The organism is Ruegeria sp. AM9, from assembly GCF_056540565.1.
In genome coordinates this window covers 552,066-570,914 of sequence record NZ_JBQFWY010000001.1, presented here as the reverse complement: position 1 = coordinate 570,914, position 18,849 = coordinate 552,066, and the positions used below count along the sequence as shown (strand labels likewise).

Sequence of the window (18,849 nt, the reverse complement as noted above, 5' to 3'; positions counted from 1 at the left end):
GTTGCGCAAGATACATGTTTGCTTAACAAACATAACCGACCACACGCTCGGATCGAGTGAGAATTAGGGGGACTGCCAGTGAAAATAGGCACACCAAAAGAAATACTGGACGGTGAAAACCGGGTCGCGATGACCCCGGATTCTGCTGTGCAGTTGCAGAAACTGGGCTATGACTGCGCCATCGAAAAAGGGGCGGGTGCCGCTGCCGGTTTTTCGGATGAGGCCTATGAGGCCGCAGGCGTCGAGATCGTAAAAACCGCCGCTTCGCTGTGGAAAAACTCTGACATCATCGCCAAAGTTCGGATCCCGACTGAGACCGAGCTAAAGCGTCTGACCAAAGGCAAGACGCTGATTTCCTTCTTCAACCCGGCGGGGAATGAAGAAGGGATGGAACTGGCCAAGTCCAAAGGCGCCAACGTGATCGCGATGGAGATGGTGCCGCGTATTTCTCGCGCCCAGAAGATGGACGCGCTGTCTTCGATGGCCAATATCGCCGGTTATCGCGCGGTGATCGAGGCGGGCAACAACTTTGGCCGTTTCTTCACCGGTCAGGTCACGGCGGCCGGCAAGGTGCCGCCTGCGAAGGTTCTGATTGTTGGCGCGGGTGTGGCCGGTCTGGCGGCCATCGGGACGTCGACCTCGCTGGGTGCAATCACCTACGCGTTCGACGTGCGCCCGGAGGTGGCCGAGCAGGTCGAATCCATGGGGGCCGAGTTCGTCTATCTGGACTTCGAAGAGGAACAGCAGGACGGTGCGGCCACCGGCGGTTATGCCTCGGTCCAGTCCGAGGAATTCCGCGAGGCACAGCTTGCCAAGTTCCGCGAACTGGCGCCCGAGATGGACATCGTGATCACCACCGCCCTGATCCCCAACCGCCCGGCGCCGAAGCTGTGGCTTGAGGATATGGTCAAGGCGATGAAGCCGGGCTCGGTCATCGTTGATCTCGCTGCCGAACGCGGCGGTAACGTCGAAGGCACCGTGCCGGACGAGAAGGTCGTGACCGACAATGGCGTGACCATCATCGGCTATACCGACTTCCCCAGCCGGATGGCGGCGCAGTCTTCCTCTTTGTACGCGACCAATATCCGTCACATGATGACAGATCTGACGCCCGAGAAGGACGGCCAGATCAACCACGACATGGAAGATGACGTGATCCGCGGCTCGACCGTGACCCATGAGGGCGAGATCACCTTCCCGCCGCCACCGCCCAAGGTGCAGGCGATTGCGGCGCAGCCCAAGGCCGAGGTCAAGGAACTGACCCCGGAAGAGAAGCGGGCGCAGGAGATTGCGGCCTTCAAGGCGCAGACCAAGCAGCAGTTCACGCTGCTGGGGGTCGGCGGTGCGCTGATGTTGCTGGTGGGGCTGGTTGCTCCGGCCAGCTTCATGCAGCATTTCATCGTCTTCGTGCTGGCGATCTTTGTGGGCTTCCAGGTGATCTGGAACGTCTCGCACAGCCTGCACACGCCGTTGATGGCGATCACCAACGCGATCTCGTCGATCATCATCGTTGGGGCGCTGATGCAGATCGGATCGGGCTCGTTCCTGGTTATTCTGCTGGCGGCGCTGTCCGTCTTCATGGCCGGGATCAACATCTTCGGCGGCTTCCTCGTAACCCGGCGCATGCTTGCCATGTTCCAGAAATCTTAAGGAGGCCGGGCACATGGAATTTGGCTTCACTACTGCCGCCTATGTCGTTGCGGCTGTTCTGTTCATCCTTTCACTCGGCGGTCTGTCGAACCAAGAAAGCGCCAAGCGTGCGGTCTGGTACGGCATCGTCGGTATGGCGCTGGCGGTCTTTGCCACGCTGGTCGGTCCGGGTTCGGGCCTGTGGCTGCTGTCTCTGCTGCTGATCGCTGGCGGTGGCTTTATCGGTCAATATGTGGCGCAGCGCGTCCAGATGACCGAGATGCCGCAGTTGGTGGCCGCGATGCACTCGCTGGTCGGTCTGGCGGCTGTGTTTGTTGGCTACAACGCGCATTTCGAAGTTCTGAACGTCGCCGAAGTGATGGCGGTCGAGGATGCATCGAAAGAGGTGCTGTATTCCGGTCTTGGAGGGTTTGCCCAACTGATTGCCAAGAAAACCCCTGCGGAACTCTCGATCCTGCATGTCGAACTGTTCCTGGGCGTCTTCATCGGTGCGATCACCTTTACCGGCTCGGTCGTGGCCTATGGCAAGTTGGCGGGCAAGGTGACCTCGGCGGCGACCAAGCTGCCCGGCGGTCATGCGCTGAACGCGGCAGCGGCGGGTCTCTCGCTGATCTGTCTGATCTGGTACACCGCTTCGGGCGGCTTCTTCCCACTGTTCCTGATGACGCTGGCGGCGCTGTTCATCGGCTATCACCTGATCATGGGCATCGGCGGTGCCGATATGCCGGTGGTTGTGTCGATGCTGAACAGCTACTCGGGCTGGGCGGCTGCCGCTATCGGCTTCTCGCTGGGCAACGACCTGTTGATCGTGGTTGGTGCGCTGGTGGGTTCGTCGGGTGCGATCCTGTCCTACATCATGTGTAAGGCGATGAACCGTCACTTTGTCAGCGTGATCCTTGGCGGCTTTGGCGGCCCACAGGGCGAGCAGATGGCCGTTGAGGGTGAGCAGGTGGCCATCGACGCCGATGGTGTTGCTGCGGCTCTGAACGACGCCGACAGCGTGATCATCATCCCCGGCTACGGCATGGCGGTGGCGCAGGCGCAGCAATCGGTCAGCGAACTGGTCCGTAAGCTGCGCGCCAAGGGCAAAGAGGTGCGCTTTGCGATCCACCCCGTTGCGGGTCGTCTGCCAGGTCACATGAACGTGCTGCTGGCCGAGGCGAAGGTGCCGTATGACATCGTGCTTGAGATGGATGAGATCAACGACGACTTCCCGGATACGGATGTGGCCATCGTGATCGGTTCGAATGACATCGTGAACCCTGCAGCGCAAGAAGACCCCAACAGCCCCATCGCCGGCATGCCGGTTCTGGAATGCTGGAAGGCCAAGCAGGTGTTTGTTTCGAAACGCGGTCAGGGCACAGGGTATTCGGGCATCGAAAACCCGCTGTTCTTCAAGGAAAACACCCGCATGTTCTACGGCGACGCCAAGCAGTCGCTGGACAAACTGCTGCCGATGATCGACTGATCAACAGGGTTAACCAAATTGCAAAGGGCGCCTTCGGGCGCCCTTTTCTTTTTTCTTTGGAATGGGGCTTTGCCCCGCCGCCATCGGATGCTCGAACCCCAGGCAGCCCCCCAAGATGTTTTTGGCCAGATGAAGCAAGCGGGGTACTGTTGGCAAACGCAACCCGGGGAGGTCGGTGATGCAGAAAGTGAATGGAATAGGCGGCGTGTTCTTTCGCGCGCGTGATCCCGAAGCCCTGAGTGCCTGGTACGAAAAGCACCTTGGCGTCAATCACTACGATCCGGTGCCCTGGAAGCAGCGCGAGGGCTACACGGTGTTTGCCCCTTTCGCGCAGGATACCGAGTATTTCGGGCGGGCCGAACAGCAATGGATGATCAATTTTCGCGTCGATGATATGGCTGCGATGATCACGCAGTTGCAAGCAGCTGGGATCACGGTTGAAACCCGTGCCGAGTGGGACAGCGATGTCGGAAAGTTTGCCCGCATTCATGATCCTGAGGGCAATCCGATCGAGCTGTGGCAGCCAAATCAATGACATAGCGGGATATGTATACCGCTGTATCCATGTAAGTATATGAAATAAAAAGAGAATTGATGTATTTCCGATGTCCCGTATAGTGCCCGGATGAAACGGAGCCCTGTATGACGCCCATCGACGACCATCCGCTGCGCTATGCGCTGGCCAATGAGCTGCACGCGCGCCCTTTTCCGGTCGCAGGAACGCCGTGCACCGTGGCTTTTCTTGCGATCAAAAAGCCCGAGGCTGCGGCAGCGCGGGATCGGGATGAGGACTTGGCTCATCTGATCAACCTATTGGATCGGCATGGCGCACAGCACCCGCAGCCTCAGGCCACCCATTATGCGGGGCAGATTGGCCGTCATTGGTTGAAATGGGAACAGCATACTGAGTTTGTTACCTACACCGCGATCACGCAGAACGTCAGTGACCGCGCCTTTAACCCCGCTGATTTCGAGGTCTTCCCGCCTGATTGGTTGATGTCCAGCCCGGGCCAACGGGTGACCTCGGTTATGATCCGCGTGGTCGAACGGAAGGAGGATGACGCGGTTCAGGCGTCGCTGGCGGATTGGTTCGAGCCCGAAAGCCTGGCCGTGGCGCGGGTGCTGGACGACGCTGCCATCTGTGCCTGCGATTTCCGCATCGACCCGGCTGGTCACATGCGCTTTGCGCTGTTTGTGACCAAGGGCACCGGGCGGCGCAGGACCGGTCGTATCATCCAGCGCCTGTGTGAGATCGAGACCTACAAGGCGATGTCGATGCTGGGTTTCGCCCGGGTCAAACAACTGACGCCCCGTATCGGCGAGTTGGACAGCAGGCTGACCGGGTTGATGGGGCAGATGACCGACAATTCGGCCCATCCCGACGAATTGCTGCCTGATCTGCTGTCTACCTCGACCGAGCTTGAGACCCTTTCGGCCCAGTGTTCGTTCCGGTTCGGGGCAACGGGCGCTTATGAGGCGATCGTGAACCAGCGGATTGAAGTTCTGCGGGAAGAGCGGTTCGAGGGCCGTCAGAGCTTTGCCGATTTCATGATGCGTCGCTACGACCCTGCAATACGCACCGTGAAGTCCACGGAACGTCGTTTGCAGGCGCTGTCCGACCGGGCCATTCGGGCCGGAGAACTGTTGCGCACGCGGGTCGATGTGGAGCGCAGCGCGCAAAATCAGGCGCTGTTGGAAAGCATGGATCGCCGCGCCGATCTGGCCCTGCGGCTGCAGCACACGGTCGAGGGGCTCTCGGTCGTGGCCATCAGCTACTACGCCGTCTCGCTGGTCAGCTATGTGCTGTACCCGTTGACCAAGGCGGGGATGAGCAAGGGGATGCTGACGGCGGCGGTGACGATCCCGGTGGTGCTGGCGGTCTGGTTCTTTATCCGGCAGGTTCGCAAGCGGCTGGAATGAACGGCATTTGCCAATCCGCCCTCAGCCTGTAGAACAGGGGCGAGTGACGCTGTCTGCGAAGGAAACCCGGTGATCGGACTTGTGGCCGCGTGGCGGGCCGTGGCTGCCATGTTCATCCTCAACGGTGCGCTGTTCGGCATCTGGGCGTCTCGTATCCCCGCCGTGCGCGATCGGCTCGACCTGACGCATGAGGCGCTGGGCTATGGCCTTTTGTTCATGGCGGCGGGGGCGGTGTGTTCCTTTCCGGTGACCGGGCGATTGACCGACAGGTTCGGAGCGGTGGCCCTGACGCGGATTGTCGCGGTTCTCTACACCCTGTCACTGATCCTGCTGGCCATGGCGGGTGGTTTCTGGACGCTGGCGGCGTTCCTGTTTGTGTTCGGGGCCTTCCATGGCTCGATGGATGTGGCGATGAACGCCTGGGCGGCCGAGGTGGAACAGGCCTATCGCAAGCCTGTCATGTCCTCGTTCCACGCGATGTGGAGCCTTGGGGCCGGGCTGGGCGCGCTCAGTGGGTATGGGGCAGTGCAGATGGGGCTGACGGTGATGCAGCACTTCTTGCTGGTCGGTGGTGTCGTTGTGGCCCTGGCACTGGCTTTGTCCTGGGTGCGCTGGTCGTCCCGCAAGGCCGCGGCGCATGGAGGGGCGGTTTTTGCATTACCCTCGGGCGCGCTGATCTTCGTGGGTTTCACCGCTCTGTGCGGTGCATTGGGCGAAGGTGCCGTAGCGGACTGGAGCGCGATATTCCTGCGCGACGTGACCGGAGCAACCGAGAGCATCGCAGCCCTTGGCTACGCCGTATTTTCGGTGACAATGGTCGCTGTCCGGTTGGCCGGCGGCTTTGTAATTGCGCGCTTTGGCCCCGTTGCTACTGCCCGTTTCGGCGGCGTTTGCGCGGCGTTCGGCGTGCTGGGTGTTGTCTCGGCAGGCGAGGCTGGGTTGGCGCTGGCAGGCTTTGCCTTGATGGGTGCTGGATATGCCGTGATCATGCCGTTGGCCTTCAGCCGGGCCGCCAATGATCCGCACGTCCCACCGGGGCAGGCCATCGCAAGTGTGGCGACGCTCGGCTACGGAGGGCTGTTGATTGGCCCGCCGCTTATTGGGTTTCTGGCCGAGATGCTTACATTACGACTGGCGTTCACGGCCTTGCTGCCTTTGGCCGTTCTGATTGCCCTGTTGTCCGGCGCGCTGCGGCCTGCGCCTTTGGATTGACGCCACGATTAAACCGGGATGTACCCCGGTCAAAAAAACAAGATGGGAGATGACCATGCCGATCAAGAACCGCTTTGCCGAACTGCAGGGGGAAATCACAGAATGGCGCCGCGACATTCATGAACATCCCGAGATCCTGTTTGAAACCCATCGCACCAGCGCCCTAGTCGCGGACAAGCTGAAAGAGTTCGGCTGTGATGAGGTCGTGACCGGCATTGGCCGCACAGGGGTTGTCGGTGTCATCAAGGGGAAGGTCGATACCAGCGGCAAGGTCATCGGCCTGCGGGCGGATATGGATGCGCTGCCCATCCTTGAGGCAACGGGGCTGGACTATGCCTCCAAAACCGAGGGGGCGATGCACGCTTGTGGCCATGATGGACACACGGCGATGTTGCTGGGGGCGGCGAAATACCTGTCGGAAACCCGGAACTTCGACGGCACTGTTGTTGTGATCTTTCAGCCGGCGGAAGAGGGCGGCGGCGGCGGCCGCGAGATGTGCGAAGACGGTATGATGGACCGCTGGGGCATTCAGGAGGTTTACGGGATGCACAATTGGCCCGGCCGCCCCGTGGGCAGCTTTGCCATTCGTCCTGGCGCGTTTTTTGCCGCCACCGATCAGTTCGACATCACATTCGAAGGCAAGGGCGGGCACGCCGCCAAACCACATGAGACGATCGATTCCACTGTGATGGCCGCGCAGGCGGTGCTGGCTTTGCAGACGGTCGCCGCGCGCAATGCCGATCCGGTGGATCAGGTGGTGGTTTCGGTGACATCATTTGAGACTTCGTCCACGGCCTTCAACGTGATCCCGCAGACGGTTCAATTGAAAGGGACCGTTCGCACGATGAGTTCGGAGATGCGGGATATGGCAGAGAAACGTATAAAAGAAATCTGCAGCGGTGTGGCCGCGACCTTTGGCGGGGTCGCCGAAGTGACGTATTACCGGGGCTATCCGGTGATGGTGAACAGCGACGAGCAGACCGGTTTCGCCGCAGATGTCGCACGATCCATTTCCGGCAACTGTGACGAGGCGCCGTTGATCATGGGCGGCGAGGATTTTGCCTTCATGCTCGAGGAACGTCCGGGGGCGTATATTCTGGTCGGCAATGGCGATACGGCGGCGGTGCACCATCCCGAATACAATTTCAATGATGAGGCCATCCCTGCCGGGTGCAGTTGGTGGGCCGGAATCGTGGAACAGCGGATGCCTGCGGCTTGAGGGTCAGCGCGGGGGCTCTGCCCCCGCACCCCCGAGATATTTTTAGACAGATGAAGATGGATCCCGGTCAGACAGGCTGAGTTGGGTGCAGAGCGTTTCGACGATGGCATCCAGCGCGGTTTTTTGGGTGTTCACACAGGATTTTGCAGCCTCGCGCGCCGTATCCAGGGCGTTTTGATCCGACAGCCAGGTTGCGACGGCTGCGGCCAGGTCGGTGGCGGATTGGACTTGCAGCGCTCCACCTGTTGCGATCAGCGGGGCAAAGGTTTCGGCAAAGTTGAAATAGCCCGGACCGGTGATCACGGCGGCTCCGGCCTGTGCGGGTTCGAACGGGTTGTGGCCGCCGATCTGTTTCAGCGACCCGCCCAGAAACACGATGGGGCAGAGGGCGTACCATGTGCCGGTCTCACCCAGAGTGTCCGCCACGTAGATTTGTGTTTCCTCGGTGATCTGATCTCCGGCTGACCGGAACGCTGCGTTTTGTCCAGCTTGTTCGATCAACGCGGCGACGTCGTTGCGGCGCTCGGGGTGGCGGGGGATCAGCAACAAAAGCAGATCGGGCCAGCGTTCGAGCAGCGCCGCATGGGCGGCCAGAACGATTTCCTCTTCGCCCGCATGGGTGGAACTGGCAATCCAGACAGGGCGGTTTCCAATCTGGGTGCGAATGTCGGACAGCGTGGTTTGGTCCACGGGCAGCGGGTCGGACATCGCCTTGAGGTTCGTACCGGGCTGTACGCGTTCCGCGCGTGCGCCCATGTCGATCAGGTTTGCCGCCGTCTTGTCGTTCTGCGTCAGGAACAGGCGGAAGTGGTCGAGAATGAAGCGTGCCGTGTCGGGGCGTTTTTTCCAGCCTTTGACGGATTTATCCGACAGGCGGGCGTTGAGCAGCGCCAGAGGGATGCCACGGGCCGCGCCTTCGACAATCAGGTGGGGCCAGATTTCGCTTTCGACAAAGATACCGGCGTCGGGGCGCCAGTGATCCAGAAAACGTCGGACGGGGCCGGGTATGTCGAGGGGTGGGTATTGGTGGCGCGTGCGTGGTGGCATGCGTTTCTCGATCAGCGCAGCTGAGGTGGGGGTGCCCGAGGTGATCAGAAACGCGGCATCGGGTAGACGCTCGCCCAGCCGTTTGATCAGGCTGATCACCGACAGGGTTTCACCGACGCTGGCCGCGTGGAACCAGATCAGGCGCCCGTCGGGGCGGAGCTGACCGGCATGGCCCAGACGTTCTTGTTGGCGGATTACGGGAACGTCGGCCGCCTGCAGCTTTTTCCGCACCGTACGCCAGACCAGAGGGCCTGCAACTGAGGTCAGGCCGCAATACAGGTGATACAGCAGCGTCGGCCGACCCGGTTGATCCGGCATGTCAGCCGCCCGTGTGGCTCATGTGACGGCTCATCTGGCCGTCTACCGCCTGACGGGAATAGTCGAAATCGTGACCCTTTGGCTTGAGGTTGATCGCCGCGCGGATCGCATCCTCGAGCGGTTGCTCGGTGTCGGGGTGGTCGCGCAGGGCGCCGCGCAGGTCGGCCATGTCCTCTTGGCCGAGGCACATGAAAAGCTCACCGGTGCAGGTCAGGCGCACGCGGTTACAGCTTTCGCAGAAGTTATGCGACAGCGGCGTGATAAAGCCGATCTTTTGCCCGGTCTCCTCCAGCCGTACATAGCGCGCAGGCCCACCGGTCCGTTCGGCCAGATCGGTCACCGAATAGTGGTTTTCATATTCCTTGCGCACGTCCTTCAGCGACCAGTACTGGTCCAGCCGATCCTCGTTTCCGATGTCGCCCATGGGCATAACCTCGATCCAGGTCAGGTCCATGTCGCGCTCGGCACACCATTTCGTGATTGTGGGCAGTTCTTCTTCGTTGAAGCCTTTCAGGGCCACCGCGTTGATCTTGATCCGCAGTCCGGCCTTTTGCGCCGCGTCGATGCCGTTCAGCACCTGTTTCAGGCGGCCCCAGCGGGTGATCTGGGCAAACTTGTCCTCGTCCAGCGTGTCCAGCGAGATATTCACCCGCCGCACGCCCGCCGCATAAAGGTCATCGGCAAAGCGATGCAACTGAGACCCATTGGTGGTCAGCGTCAGCTCTTTCAACGCGCCGCTGTCCAGATGGCGGGTCATGCTGTTGAAAAATGTCATGATATTGCGGCGCACAAGCGGTTCGCCACCGGTGATGCGTAGTTTCTCGACCCCCATCTTCACGAAGGTGGTGCACATGCGGTCCAGCTCTTCCAGCGTCAGCAGGTCTTTCTTCGGCAGGAATTTCATGTCCTCGGACATGCAGTACACGCAGCGGAAATCGCAGCGGTCCGTGACGGAGACGCGGAGATAGGTGATCGCACGGGCGAACGGGTCGATGAGAGGCGCAGTCATGCGACATAGGTAAAGCCGGGGCATGCCTGCGACAAGGGCGAAGTTTCCTTTGCGCTGGTACAGATGCGCGCAGGGCGGTAGGTTGTCGGCATGAGGTATACGCTTTTGACTTTGTGCGTTCTGGTTGCAGGATGCGACACCGTGCGGTCGACGACAGACCGCGTTTTCGGGGGCGACGAAAAGCCTGCCGAAGCAGAAGAGGTTGTGGCCGAAACGCCGGTTGAGCCGGAGCCCTTACCCGCCACTGCCGCGGGTTGGGTCGGGGCAAAGACCACCATTGCCGGGCTGGGCGACCCGACGACGCCGGGCCGTTGGCTGCAGACGCCGCTGGTTGATACCGAATTCACCGGTCGCGTGGTTGTGCCGAAAACCGGGTCGCAGGCCTATATCACTCTGGTTCCCGCACCAGGGCCCGAGGGTGGCGGAAGCCGATTGTCGTTGGATGCAATGCGAGCCTTGTTGTTGCCGTTCGACGAGTTGGTTGAACTTGAGGTCTATTCCAACTGATCTTTCAGAAACTTTCCGGCCTCGCGGCGGGCAAAGGGTTTCATTGCCTCGCCATGTGAGGCCAGAAAGGCGACCACGCGATCCGGGTCGTGTTTCGACAGTTCACGCAGCCACCATGCAATGACCTTCTGGATAAACCAATCGCGGTCGGGCACATAGCCCGCCGCCCAACCGAGGATACGGTCTCGCCGCGCCAGATCGTCGGGTTTGGGGTAGTTCTGTTTGGTCCAGGGCAGCGTGGCCACCAGTGCCGCGCGCCGCGTCCACATATGGTCGGACGTCGTCCAGTGTTCGACCTGATCCAGCCGGGACGGATCGGCTGACAGACGTTTCTGTATGGCCATGCAGGCGTGATCGGCCACAGCCCAGGCGTCGAAATCGGGCAGCCAGCTTTGCAATAGATCCCAAACCGCCTCATCTGGGCGAATGCGCGCCTGTGTTAGCAGTTTGGCGGCGGCCAGACGGCCTTCGTGGATGTTGGTCTGCCAGAGCGCATCTGCCAGTTCGACGCGCGCAGGCACGTCCAGTTCCTGACGCCAGGCTTTGGTCAGGTCATTCAGCACCGGGTTTCCGACGCCAAGGTAAGGGCGGTCAGCCTTGTGATAGGCCGCCATCTGCTCGGCGCGTTCGGCATCCGCATGGGCTTTGATCTGATCCAGATAGGTGTCCAGCATCAGATTAGTCGGCGCGGGTTGGTTTGCCGTCGATGGTCTGCTGGTTCTTTTCCACCCAATAGGCGCGGATGTCGTCGTCGGACTTGCCGTCCACCCATTTCTGCATGGTGTCCCGGTCGGACTGATACTCCATGAACGGCACCGCATAGCCGCAGGAGGTCTGGACCAGATCGATATCGAGATCATAAATCTGCCGCGCGCTGCGGTGATCGGGGAACAGGCCGGCCAGTTCGTCCCAGCCAGCGTCGCCTACATGCAAGGTGCGCGCGGTCCCATAGGTGCGCAGGATCAGAGGGCGGGTGGTGAAGGAACACCACATCAGCGTCATGCGATTGGTTTCCAGCAAATGCCCGGCGGTTTCATTGCCGCTGCCTGTCAGGTTCATCCAGACAATCCGGTTCGGCCCCAGAACGCGCAGCGAGTCCATCCCCTTGGGCGAGATATTCACCCGCCCGTCAGGCGCAGCGGTGCCGACGAAAAAGAGGTGCTGATCTGCGATGAACTTCTGCTGGGCGTCGTCCAGCTCCGGAAATTTTTTGGCCATGTTTCACTCCACCGTGACGGATTTCGCCAGATTGCGCGGCTGGTCCACGTCCGTGCCTTTTGCCACCGCTGTATGATAGGCCAGCAGCTGCGCCGGAACTGAATACAGGATCGGGGCGAGGCTGGTGTGGATGTGGGGCATGCGAATGGTGCTCCAGACGCCGTCCTTGGCCTCGGCAATGCCGTCATCGTCCGAGACCAGAATGACCTTGCCCTTGCGCGCCATGACTTCCTGCATGTTCGAAACGGTCTTGTCGAACACCGCATCGCGCGGGGCCATGACGACCACCGGCATGTGTTTGTCGATCAGGGCGATGGGGCCGTGTTTCAGTTCACCCGACGCATAACCTTCGGCGTGGATGTAGCTGATTTCCTTGAGTTTCAGCGCGCCTTCCATCGCCAGCGGATACATCAGGCCGCGGCCCAGAAACAGCACGTCACGCGCCTCGGACAGGCGCTGGGCAGATTTCCTGATGGCCTGGTTCTGATCCAGCGCGGTGTTGAGCGCCGTCGGCAGCCCGCGCAGTGCGGCGGCGTGATCGGCCAGTTCCTCGTCGCTCAGCGTTCCCCGGTCCGCAGCGGCCTTCAGCGCCAGCATCAGCAACACGCTGAGCTGACAGGTGAACGCCTTGGTCGAGGCCACACCGATCTCGACCCCCGCGTGGATGGGCAGGGCAAGATCGCTTTCCCGCGCGATCGAGCTTTCGGGAACATTGACCACCGACACGATCTTGTCGGCCTTGCCCTCGCAATAGCGCAGCGCGGCCAGCGTGTCGGCGGTTTCCCCCGACTGGCTGACGAACAGCGCCGCAGTCCGACCCGGGATCGGCGGTTCGCGATAGCGGAACTCGCTGGCGATATCGACCTCGACCGGCATCTTGGCCAGTTGTTCAAACCAGTATTTCGCGGTCAGACAGGCATAGAAGGCGGTGCCGCAGGCCACCATGGTCAGACGGTCGAGCTTGGTGAAGTCCAGATCACCCGGCAGAACGACCTCATTCCCGCCGGTGGGCAGGTATGACCGGATCGCTTCGGCCACCACCACGGGTTGCTCGGCGATTTCCTTGGCCATAAAGTGTTTGTGGCCGGCCTTGTCGGCCCGCGTCTGATCCAGCTTGATCTGGCGGGTTTCGCGGTTCGCCAGCTCTCCGGCCTCGTTGCGGATCTCAAGCGAGGTGCGGGTCAGGACCGCGCGGTCGCCTTCCTCAAGATAGGTGATGCGGTCGGTCAGCGGTGCCAGTGCAATTGCGTCCGAGCCCACGAACATCTCACCAACTCCATGCCCGATGGCCAGGGGTGAGCCCTTGCGGGCCGCAACAATCAGGTCGTCCTGTCCGTCGAACAGGAAGGCCAGCGCAAAAGCGCCCTTAAGGCGGTTGATGGTCTTGAATGCGGCCTCAACCGGGGGCAGGCCGGTGTTCAGGTAATGCTCGGCCATCAGAGCCACGGTTTCGGTGTCGGTCTCGGTCACGAAATCCACGCCATGTTCGGCCAGTTCCGCTCGTAGCTCGCGGTAGTTTTCGACGATGCCGTTATGTACCACGGCGACCGGACCGGCCTTGTGGGGGTGTGCGTTGGTAACCGAGGGCGCGCCGTGCGTGGCCCAGCGGGTATGCCCGATGCCGGATTTGCCCGGCAGCGGGTCATGCACCAGCAGATCGCTGAGGTTGACCAGCTTACCCACCGCCCGGCGGCGCCCAAGCGCGCCGTTATTGACCGTGGCAATACCCGCACTGTCATAGCCGCGGTATTCCAACCGTTTCAGGGCTTCGACCAGAATGGGGGCGGCTTCGTGTTCGCCCAGAACACCTACGATTCCACACATGGATCAGGCTCCTTTGTCGCGGCGAGCCTTCTTCGCCTTCAACATGTCAAACAATTTAAGTGCGTAGCCCGGCTTGTTGTCCTGCTTGGCACGGGCCACGGCCAGCGCGTCGGGTTCCACGTCACGAGTTACAACGGTTCCAGTTGCCGTCATCGCGCCGTCCCCCAGCGTGACCGGTGCAACCAGCATGGTGTTCGAGCCGATAAAGACATTCTCGCCAATCGTGGTGCGGTGCTTCATCACGCCGTCATAGTTGCAGGTGATCGTGCCTGCGCCGATATTGGTTGCCGCCCCAACCGAGGCGTCGCCGATATAGCTGAGATGATTGACCTTGGCGCCTTCCGCGATTTCAGCGTTCTTGATCTCGACAAAATTGCCGATGCGGGTGTTCTCGGCCAGTTCCGCGCCGGGGCGCAGGCGGGCATAGGGGCCGACGACGGCGCCACGGCTGACATGGCAGCCTTCCAGATGCGAAAACGCCCGGATCGTTGCACCGCTTTCGACGGTGACTCCGGGGCCGAAGACCACGTTTGGTTCGATCACCGTATCGCGGCCGATGATGGTGTCGGCGGCCAGATAGACGGTTTCGGGGGCCATCAGTGTGACGCCCAATTCCAACAGGGCGGTACGGGCATTGGCCTGAAACACAGCATCCGCAGCGGCCAGATCAACGCGCGAGTTCACGCCCAGCGTCTGCGCCTCATCACAGGCGACGGCCGTGACCTTCAGATCGCGATTGCGGGCAATTTCAACCACGTCGGGCAGGTAGTATTCACCTGCTGCGTTGTCATTGCCCACCGCGTCGATCAGGGAAAACAGTGTCTCAGCGTCACACGCCAAAAGGCCCGAGTTACACAAGGTTATGGCGCGTTCCTGATCCGAGGCGTCTTTGAATTCGACGATCCGTTCCAGGCTGTCGCCATTCATCACCAGACGGCCATAACGCGCGGGATCGGCAGCCTCGAACCCCAGAATGACCAGATCGTTTTCCGCCCGGGCCGCGATCATGCGTTCCAGCGTGTCGGGCTGCAAAAACGGGGTGTCGCCGTACAGGACCACCACATCGCCTTCGAATCCCTTCAGTGCGTCGCGGGCTTGTGCGACGGCATGGGCGGTACCCAATTGTTCTTCCTGTACGGCGATCTGCGCGGTGTCGTCCTCGTTCGCGGCGACCTTTGCCACGGCCTCGGCTCCATGGCCGGTGACGATCACGGTGCGCTCGGGCGAAAGCACTGCACCGGCGCGCATGGCGTGGACCAGCATCGGGACTTGGGCGATGGGGTGCAGAACTTTGGGGATATCCGAATACATCCTGGTGCCTTTTCCGGCGGCAAGGATGACAAGGGCAGTGCTCATGAAATCGATTTCTCTTTGTGTTTTGTTGCCGTCCGTTTTATCCGCTGAGGTCAAAGGCGCAAGCGGTTCAGCCATCAAACAAGATTGCCGTTTGCAACACGACACGGCAAAAAACCGCCGAGGCAGGAGGCACAATGCGCACAGTTATCTTCGATCTGGACGGAACTCTGGCCGATACATCCGGCGATCTGCTGGCTGCGGCGAACCACTGTTTTCGCCAGATGGGGCATGGCGATGTGCTGGTGCACGGGCAGGACGCGGCGGTTGCGTTGCGGGGCGGGCGGATGATGCTGACGCACGGGCTCAAGCGGGTGGGGGCCTATGACGAGGATACGGTCCACGCCTATTACCCAACGCTACTTGAGGCGTATTCGCAGGCCATCGACACCCACACCCAATTCTATCCCGGTGCGCTGGACGCGGTCGAGGTTTTGCGGTCTGCCGGTTACGGCGTGGGCATCTGCACCAACAAGCCCGAGGCTTTGGCGCATCAGCTGCTGACGCAAATGGGGGTGCGGGATGCGTTTGCCTCTTTGGTCGGCGCGGACACGTTGCCGGTGCGCAAGCCGGACCCGGAACCCCTGCGCGAGGCCGCGCGTCGGGCGGGCGGGCACCCGGATTTGTGTGTGCTGATCGGGGATTCCGATACCGACCGCAACACCGCCCGCGCTGCTGGTGTGCCCTCGGTTCTTGTCACGTTCGGCCCATCTGGCGATGATATGGCTGCGCTGGAGCCCGAAGCATTGCTGCATCACTTCGACGATCTGCATGCGGTGGTCGAAGGGCTAATCGGTGCGGCGGCGTGATCTCTTGACCCTCAGCCCGTGCGGCATCAGAAAAAGCCTATGACTGAGATTTTCACTGGCAGCTTTACCCAGCAGGAACCCATCCCCGAAGAGGCGATCGAGGCCGCAATGGCTGTCCTGCGCCACGGACGCCTGCACCGTTACAACGTCGTCCCCGGAGAACTGGGCGAGACCGCCCTGCTGGAGCAGGAATTCGCGGCGCAAATGGGAGCGAAGTACTGTCTGGCGGTGTCCTCCGGCGGCTATGCTCTGGCGACGGCGCTGCGGGCAGTTGGCGTGCAGCCCGGTGATCCGGTTCTGACCAATGCCTTTACGCTGGCGCCGGTGCCGGGGGCGATTGCCTCGGTCGGGGCGCAGCCGGTCTTTGTGGGCGTGACTGAGAGCCTGACCATTGATCTGGATGACCTTGAGGCAAAGCTGGATCAGGCGAAGGTCCTGATGCTCAGCCATATGCGCGGGCATTTGTGCGACATGGATCGGCTGATGCAGATCTGCGATGCGGCTGGCGTTATCGTGATCGAGGATTGCGCCCACACGATGGGTGCGGCGTGGCGCGGGCAGCTTTCGGGGCGGCAGGGGGCGATCGGGTGCTATTCCTGTCAGACCTACAAGCATGTCAATTCCGGTGAAGGCGGGTTGCTGATCACCGATGACGAAGAACTGGCGGCCAAGGCGACGATGCTGTCGGGGTCCTATATGCTCTATGAACGCCACCTGGCCGCGCCGGGGCCGGAGGTGTTTGAGCGGATCAAGTACACCACGCCGAATGTATCCGGCCGTATGGACAACCTGCGCGCCGCCATTCTGCGCCCGCAGCTGCGGGATCTGGACCGTCAGGTGCAGCGTTGGAATGAACGGTATGACGAGATTGCGGCGGGGCTGCGCGGAACTCCGGGTCTGACCATCGTCGAGCGTCCCGAAGAGGAAGCATATGTCGGTTCGTCGATCCAGTTCCTGTTGCTCGACTGGTCGCCGGAGCGCATTGCCGAGGTGATCCGTCACTGTGCGGCGCGTGGGGTGGAGCTCAAATGGTTCGGTGGGGCCGAGCCGAGCGGGTTTACCTCTCGCTATGACAGTTGGCGTTATGCGGACAGCGTGCCAATGCCGGCCAGTGATCGCATACTGGCCGGTATCATGGACATGCGCGTGCCTCTGACCTTTTCGCTGGAGGATTGCCGCCTGATCGCGCGCATCATCCGATCCGAGGTTAGTGTGGTCTACCAATCCTGATCCAATCGAGTGCGCCTGCGGTGCACGCTCTTTTTGACAGCCGCCCCTTGGGGCGGCTGTCTGCGTTTTGGGGGATCGTGCCGATCAGGGTCGTTGACCAGATGCAATCCGGCTGCTATCAGTTTATTGAACATGTGTTCATTTATGCGAAGGAGGAGATCGCGTATGTTCTCGGCCACAATGCAATTTGATCTGGGCGAAGACGTGAATGCTCTGCGCGAGATGGTGCACCGCTGGGCGCAGGATCGGGTTAAGCCGATCGCGGCTGAGGTCGACAAATCCAATGCTTTTCCCAACGAGTTGTGGAAAGAGATGGGCGATTTGGGGATGCTCGGGATCACAGTGTCTGAGGAATACGGCGGGGCAGGGATGTCGTACCTGGCCCATACCGTTGCGGTGGAGGAAGTCGCGCGGGCCTCGGCCTCGGTTTCGCTGTCTTACGGGGCGCATTCAAATCTGTGCGTCAACCAGATCAAGCTGAATGGGACCGATGAGCAGAAAGCGAAGTATCTGCCGCGCCTGATCTCAGGCGATCATGTGGGCGCCTTGGCGATGTCCGAAGCATCGGCGGGATCCGACGTGGTGTCGATGAAACTGCGCGCGGAAAAGCGTAACGACCACTATCGGTTGAACGGCAACAAATATTGGATCACCAACGGGCCGGACGCGGATACTCTGGTCGTCTACGCCAAGACGGACCCGGAGGCGGGGTCCAAAGGGATTACAGCCTTTCTGATCGAAAAAGAGATGAAAGGTTTTTCGACCTCGCCCCATTTCGACAAGCTGGGTATGCGCGGATCGAACACGGCCGAGTTGATTTTCGAAGATGTCGAAGTGCCGTTCGAAAACGTTCTGGGCGAAGAGGGCAAAGGGGTCGCGGTGCTGATGTCGGGGCTGGATTACGAACGCGTGGTTCTGGCCGGGATCGGTACAGGTATCATGGCAGCCTGTCTGGACGAGATCATGCCCTATCTGGCCGAGCGCAAGCAGTTCGGCAAACCGATCGGCAGCTTTCAACTGATGCAGGGCAAGATCGCCGACATGTATACCGCGATGAATTCGGCGCGGGCCTATGTCTATGAGGTTGCGAAGGCTTGTGACCGGGGCGACGTGACCCGTCAGGACGCGGCGGCGTGCTGCCTCTATGCCTCGGAGCAGGCGATGGTACAGGCGCATCAGGCGGTGCAGGCAATGGGTGGGGCCGGGTTTCTGGCGGATTCCGCGGTCAGCCGGATTTTCCGCGACGCCAAGCTGATGGAGATCGGCGCAGGGACCAGTGAAATCCGCCGGATGCTGATCGGGCGGGAATTGATGAGCGAAATGCTGTGACGGAAAAACGCCCCGCAGACGAGGGAGCTGCGGGGCGTTCTTTCAAAGGATCAGAAGCTATGGACGTAGGATACGCCGACCAGCCAAGGATCGATTTCGGCGGTACCGATGTCGGTGCCACCCAGCGAGACATCCGAGTCGATGTCGAACCAGCGGACGTTCAGACGTACGGCACCCTTTTCGGTGACCATGTAGTCCAGACCGGCCTGCAGTGCGATGCCAAAGGAGTTGTCAAGCTCGAGCCCGGGCAGTTCTTCGTCGAAGAAGATCGTGTAGTTCAGACCTGCGCCGACATACGGTTTCCAAACGCTGTTGGTCGGGAAGTGGTAGTTCAGCGACAGGGTGGGCGGCAGGTGCTTGACGCTGCCTGCATCGATGCTGCCGTTCAGAGTGATGTCGTGTTTGAACGGAGTGGCAGCCAGAAGTTCGATACCCAAATTGTCGCGGACGAAGTATTCCACGGTGAAGATCGGGCGCGTGTCCGAATCTACTTCGACGTCGAGGCCACCGGACAGGGTGCCGTTGTCGGATTTCGGGTCAAGGTAGCCAACACCGACACCAACGGTCCAGTCACCTTGGTTCTGGGCCATTGCGGGGGCGGCAAGCGCGACAAGCGCGGTGGAGAGTGTCAAAGCGGCGAGTGTTTTGGTCATTTTATGGCCTTTGGATTTGCTGATGGATCGGTTTTGCCGGACAACGACACCGCCAACTCTGATCTGCATCAAATTACTGCGAG

17 protein-coding genes are annotated in these 18,849 nt (G+C 61.0%); 10 read left to right on the top strand and 7 right to left on the bottom strand.

What is annotated here, in order from left to right; translation table 11 throughout:
* Positions 1–78 precede the first annotated feature (78 nt).
* From ACR0DO_RS02885 to ACR0DO_RS02860, 6 genes are all read left to right on the top strand, one after another.
* A complete protein-coding gene (locus ACR0DO_RS02885) occupies positions 79–1,650 on the top strand; it encodes a Re/Si-specific NAD(P)(+) transhydrogenase subunit alpha (protein WP_480556603.1) in 1,572 nt (523 codons plus the stop codon).
* A gap of 13 nt (positions 1,651–1,663) precedes the next feature.
* The gene (locus ACR0DO_RS02880; RefSeq protein ID WP_480556601.1) at positions 1,664–3,118 is read left to right on the top strand and encodes an NAD(P)(+) transhydrogenase (Re/Si-specific) subunit beta; all 1,455 of its coding nucleotides are present in this window, start codon (positions 1,664–1,666) and stop codon (positions 3,116–3,118) included.
* 178 nt (positions 3,119–3,296) lie between these two features.
* On the top strand, positions 3,297–3,653 hold the full coding sequence (locus tag ACR0DO_RS02875) for a VOC family protein (RefSeq protein ID WP_480556599.1): 357 nt from the start codon (positions 3,297–3,299) through the stop codon (positions 3,651–3,653).
* 107 nt (positions 3,654–3,760) lie between these two features.
* Complete coding sequence (locus ACR0DO_RS02870; protein ID WP_480556597.1) at positions 3,761–5,038, top strand: DUF3422 family protein; 1,278 nt, start codon at positions 3,761–3,763, stop codon at positions 5,036–5,038.
* Between the two features lie 69 nt (positions 5,039–5,107).
* Complete coding sequence (locus ACR0DO_RS02865) at positions 5,108–6,250, top strand: MFS transporter (RefSeq protein WP_480556595.1); 1,143 nt, start codon at positions 5,108–5,110, stop codon at positions 6,248–6,250.
* 55 nt (positions 6,251–6,305) lie between these two features.
* Positions 6,306–7,469 carry a M20 aminoacylase family protein gene (locus tag ACR0DO_RS02860; RefSeq protein ID WP_480556593.1) on the top strand — a complete coding sequence of 388 codons (1,164 nt, stop codon included), beginning with the start codon at positions 6,306–6,308 and terminating at the stop codon, positions 7,467–7,469.
* 42 nt (positions 7,470–7,511) lie between these two features.
* On the opposite strand, the gene ACR0DO_RS02855 is transcribed toward ACR0DO_RS02860, so the two are convergent.
* Positions 7,512–8,834: a 3-deoxy-D-manno-octulosonic acid transferase gene (locus ACR0DO_RS02855; protein WP_480556591.1), complete on the bottom strand. Its 1,323-nt coding sequence runs from the start codon at positions 8,832–8,834 to the stop codon at positions 7,512–7,514.
* A 1-nt stretch (position 8,835) separates the two neighbouring features.
* Positions 8,836–9,843 carry a GTP 3',8-cyclase MoaA gene (moaA, locus tag ACR0DO_RS02850; protein ID WP_480556589.1) on the bottom strand — a complete coding sequence of 336 codons (1,008 nt, stop codon included), beginning with the start codon at positions 9,841–9,843 and terminating at the stop codon, positions 8,836–8,838.
* A gap of 141 nt (positions 9,844–9,984) precedes the next feature.
* Here moaA and ACR0DO_RS02845 point away from each other — a divergent pair, with 141 nt between their 5' ends.
* Positions 9,985–10,350 carry a hypothetical protein gene (locus ACR0DO_RS02845; RefSeq protein WP_480556587.1) on the top strand — a complete coding sequence of 122 codons (366 nt, stop codon included), beginning with the start codon at positions 9,985–9,987 and terminating at the stop codon, positions 10,348–10,350.
* Here ACR0DO_RS02845 and ACR0DO_RS02840 read toward each other — a convergent pair.
* From ACR0DO_RS02840 to glmU, 4 genes are read right to left on the bottom strand one after another with little or no spacing between them, the layout of a single operon-like run.
* Positions 10,338–11,024, bottom strand: coding sequence for a DNA alkylation repair protein (locus tag ACR0DO_RS02840; RefSeq protein ID WP_480556585.1), 687 nt, complete (start codon positions 11,022–11,024; stop codon positions 10,338–10,340). The genes ACR0DO_RS02845 and ACR0DO_RS02840 overlap by 13 nt on opposite strands.
* 4 nt (positions 11,025–11,028) lie before the next feature.
* Positions 11,029–11,568, bottom strand: a complete 540-nt coding sequence (locus ACR0DO_RS02835; RefSeq protein ID WP_170441309.1) for a pyridoxamine 5'-phosphate oxidase family protein — start codon at positions 11,566–11,568, stop codon at positions 11,029–11,031.
* Between the two features lie 3 nt (positions 11,569–11,571).
* Positions 11,572–13,392, bottom strand: a complete 1,821-nt coding sequence (gene glmS, locus ACR0DO_RS02830; protein ID WP_170441312.1) for a glutamine--fructose-6-phosphate transaminase (isomerizing) — start codon at positions 13,390–13,392, stop codon at positions 11,572–11,574.
* 3 nt (positions 13,393–13,395) lie between these two features.
* Positions 13,396–14,748 (bottom strand): bifunctional UDP-N-acetylglucosamine diphosphorylase/glucosamine-1-phosphate N-acetyltransferase GlmU, encoded by a 1,353-nt coding sequence (gene glmU, locus ACR0DO_RS02825; RefSeq protein ID WP_480556582.1) that lies wholly within the window; start codon positions 14,746–14,748, stop codon positions 13,396–13,398.
* A gap of 134 nt (positions 14,749–14,882) precedes the next feature.
* Here glmU and ACR0DO_RS02820 point away from each other — a divergent pair, with 134 nt between their 5' ends.
* The 3 genes from ACR0DO_RS02820 (at position 14,883) to ACR0DO_RS02810 (ending at position 18,113) form a co-directional block, all read left to right on the top strand.
* Positions 14,883–15,554, top strand: a complete 672-nt coding sequence (locus tag ACR0DO_RS02820; protein ID WP_170670815.1) for an HAD-IA family hydrolase — start codon at positions 14,883–14,885, stop codon at positions 15,552–15,554.
* 39 nt (positions 15,555–15,593) lie between these two features.
* Positions 15,594–16,784 (top strand): DegT/DnrJ/EryC1/StrS family aminotransferase, encoded by a 1,191-nt coding sequence (locus ACR0DO_RS02815; protein ID WP_480556580.1) that lies wholly within the window; start codon positions 15,594–15,596, stop codon positions 16,782–16,784.
* A 165-nt stretch (positions 16,785–16,949) separates the two neighbouring features.
* Positions 16,950–18,113 carry an isovaleryl-CoA dehydrogenase gene (locus ACR0DO_RS02810; protein ID WP_480556578.1) on the top strand — a complete coding sequence of 388 codons (1,164 nt, stop codon included), beginning with the start codon at positions 16,950–16,952 and terminating at the stop codon, positions 18,111–18,113.
* Positions 18,114–18,163: 50 nt separating this feature from the next.
* Here the strand turns inward: ACR0DO_RS02810 and ACR0DO_RS02805 are convergent, their stop codons facing one another.
* The gene (locus ACR0DO_RS02805; protein WP_170441329.1) at positions 18,164–18,766 is read right to left on the bottom strand and encodes an OmpW family outer membrane protein; all 603 of its coding nucleotides are present in this window, start codon (positions 18,764–18,766) and stop codon (positions 18,164–18,166) included.
* Positions 18,767–18,849 lie beyond the last annotated feature (83 nt).

What these genes read in the sequence shown, in the direction of transcription:
- ACR0DO_RS02880 (WP_480556601.1), top strand. Translation starts at nt 1,664, where the DNA reads ATGGAATTTGGCTTCACTACTGCCGCCTATGTCGTTGCGGCTGTTCTG.
- ACR0DO_RS02875 (WP_480556599.1), top strand. Translation starts at nt 3,297, where the DNA reads ATGCAGAAAGTGAATGGAATAGGCGGCGTGTTCTTTCGCGCGCGTGAT.
- ACR0DO_RS02870 (WP_480556597.1), top strand. Translation starts at nt 3,761, where the DNA reads ATGACGCCCATCGACGACCATCCGCTGCGCTATGCGCTGGCCAATGAG.
- ACR0DO_RS02860 (WP_480556593.1), top strand. Translation starts at nt 6,306, where the DNA reads ATGCCGATCAAGAACCGCTTTGCCGAACTGCAGGGGGAAATCACAGAA.
- ACR0DO_RS02855 (WP_480556591.1), bottom strand. Translation starts at nt 8,834, where the DNA reads ATGCCGGATCAACCGGGTCGGCCGACGCTGCTGTATCACCTGTATTGC.
- moaA (WP_480556589.1), bottom strand. Translation starts at nt 9,843, where the DNA reads ATGACTGCGCCTCTCATCGACCCGTTCGCCCGTGCGATCACCTATCTC.
- ACR0DO_RS02840 (WP_480556585.1), bottom strand. Translation starts at nt 11,024, where the DNA reads ATGCTGGACACCTATCTGGATCAGATCAAAGCCCATGCGGATGCCGAA.
- ACR0DO_RS02835 (WP_170441309.1), bottom strand. Translation starts at nt 11,568, where the DNA reads ATGGCCAAAAAATTTCCGGAGCTGGACGACGCCCAGCAGAAGTTCATC.
- glmS (WP_170441312.1), bottom strand. Translation starts at nt 13,392, where the DNA reads ATGTGTGGAATCGTAGGTGTTCTGGGCGAACACGAAGCCGCCCCCATT.
- glmU (WP_480556582.1), bottom strand. Translation starts at nt 14,748, where the DNA reads ATGAGCACTGCCCTTGTCATCCTTGCCGCCGGAAAAGGCACCAGGATG.
- ACR0DO_RS02820 (WP_170670815.1), top strand. Translation starts at nt 14,883, where the DNA reads ATGCGCACAGTTATCTTCGATCTGGACGGAACTCTGGCCGATACATCC.
- ACR0DO_RS02815 (WP_480556580.1), top strand. Translation starts at nt 15,594, where the DNA reads ATGACTGAGATTTTCACTGGCAGCTTTACCCAGCAGGAACCCATCCCC.
- ACR0DO_RS02810 (WP_480556578.1), top strand. Translation starts at nt 16,950, where the DNA reads ATGTTCTCGGCCACAATGCAATTTGATCTGGGCGAAGACGTGAATGCT.
- ACR0DO_RS02805 (WP_170441329.1), bottom strand. Translation starts at nt 18,766, where the DNA reads ATGACCAAAACACTCGCCGCTTTGACACTCTCCACCGCGCTTGTCGCG.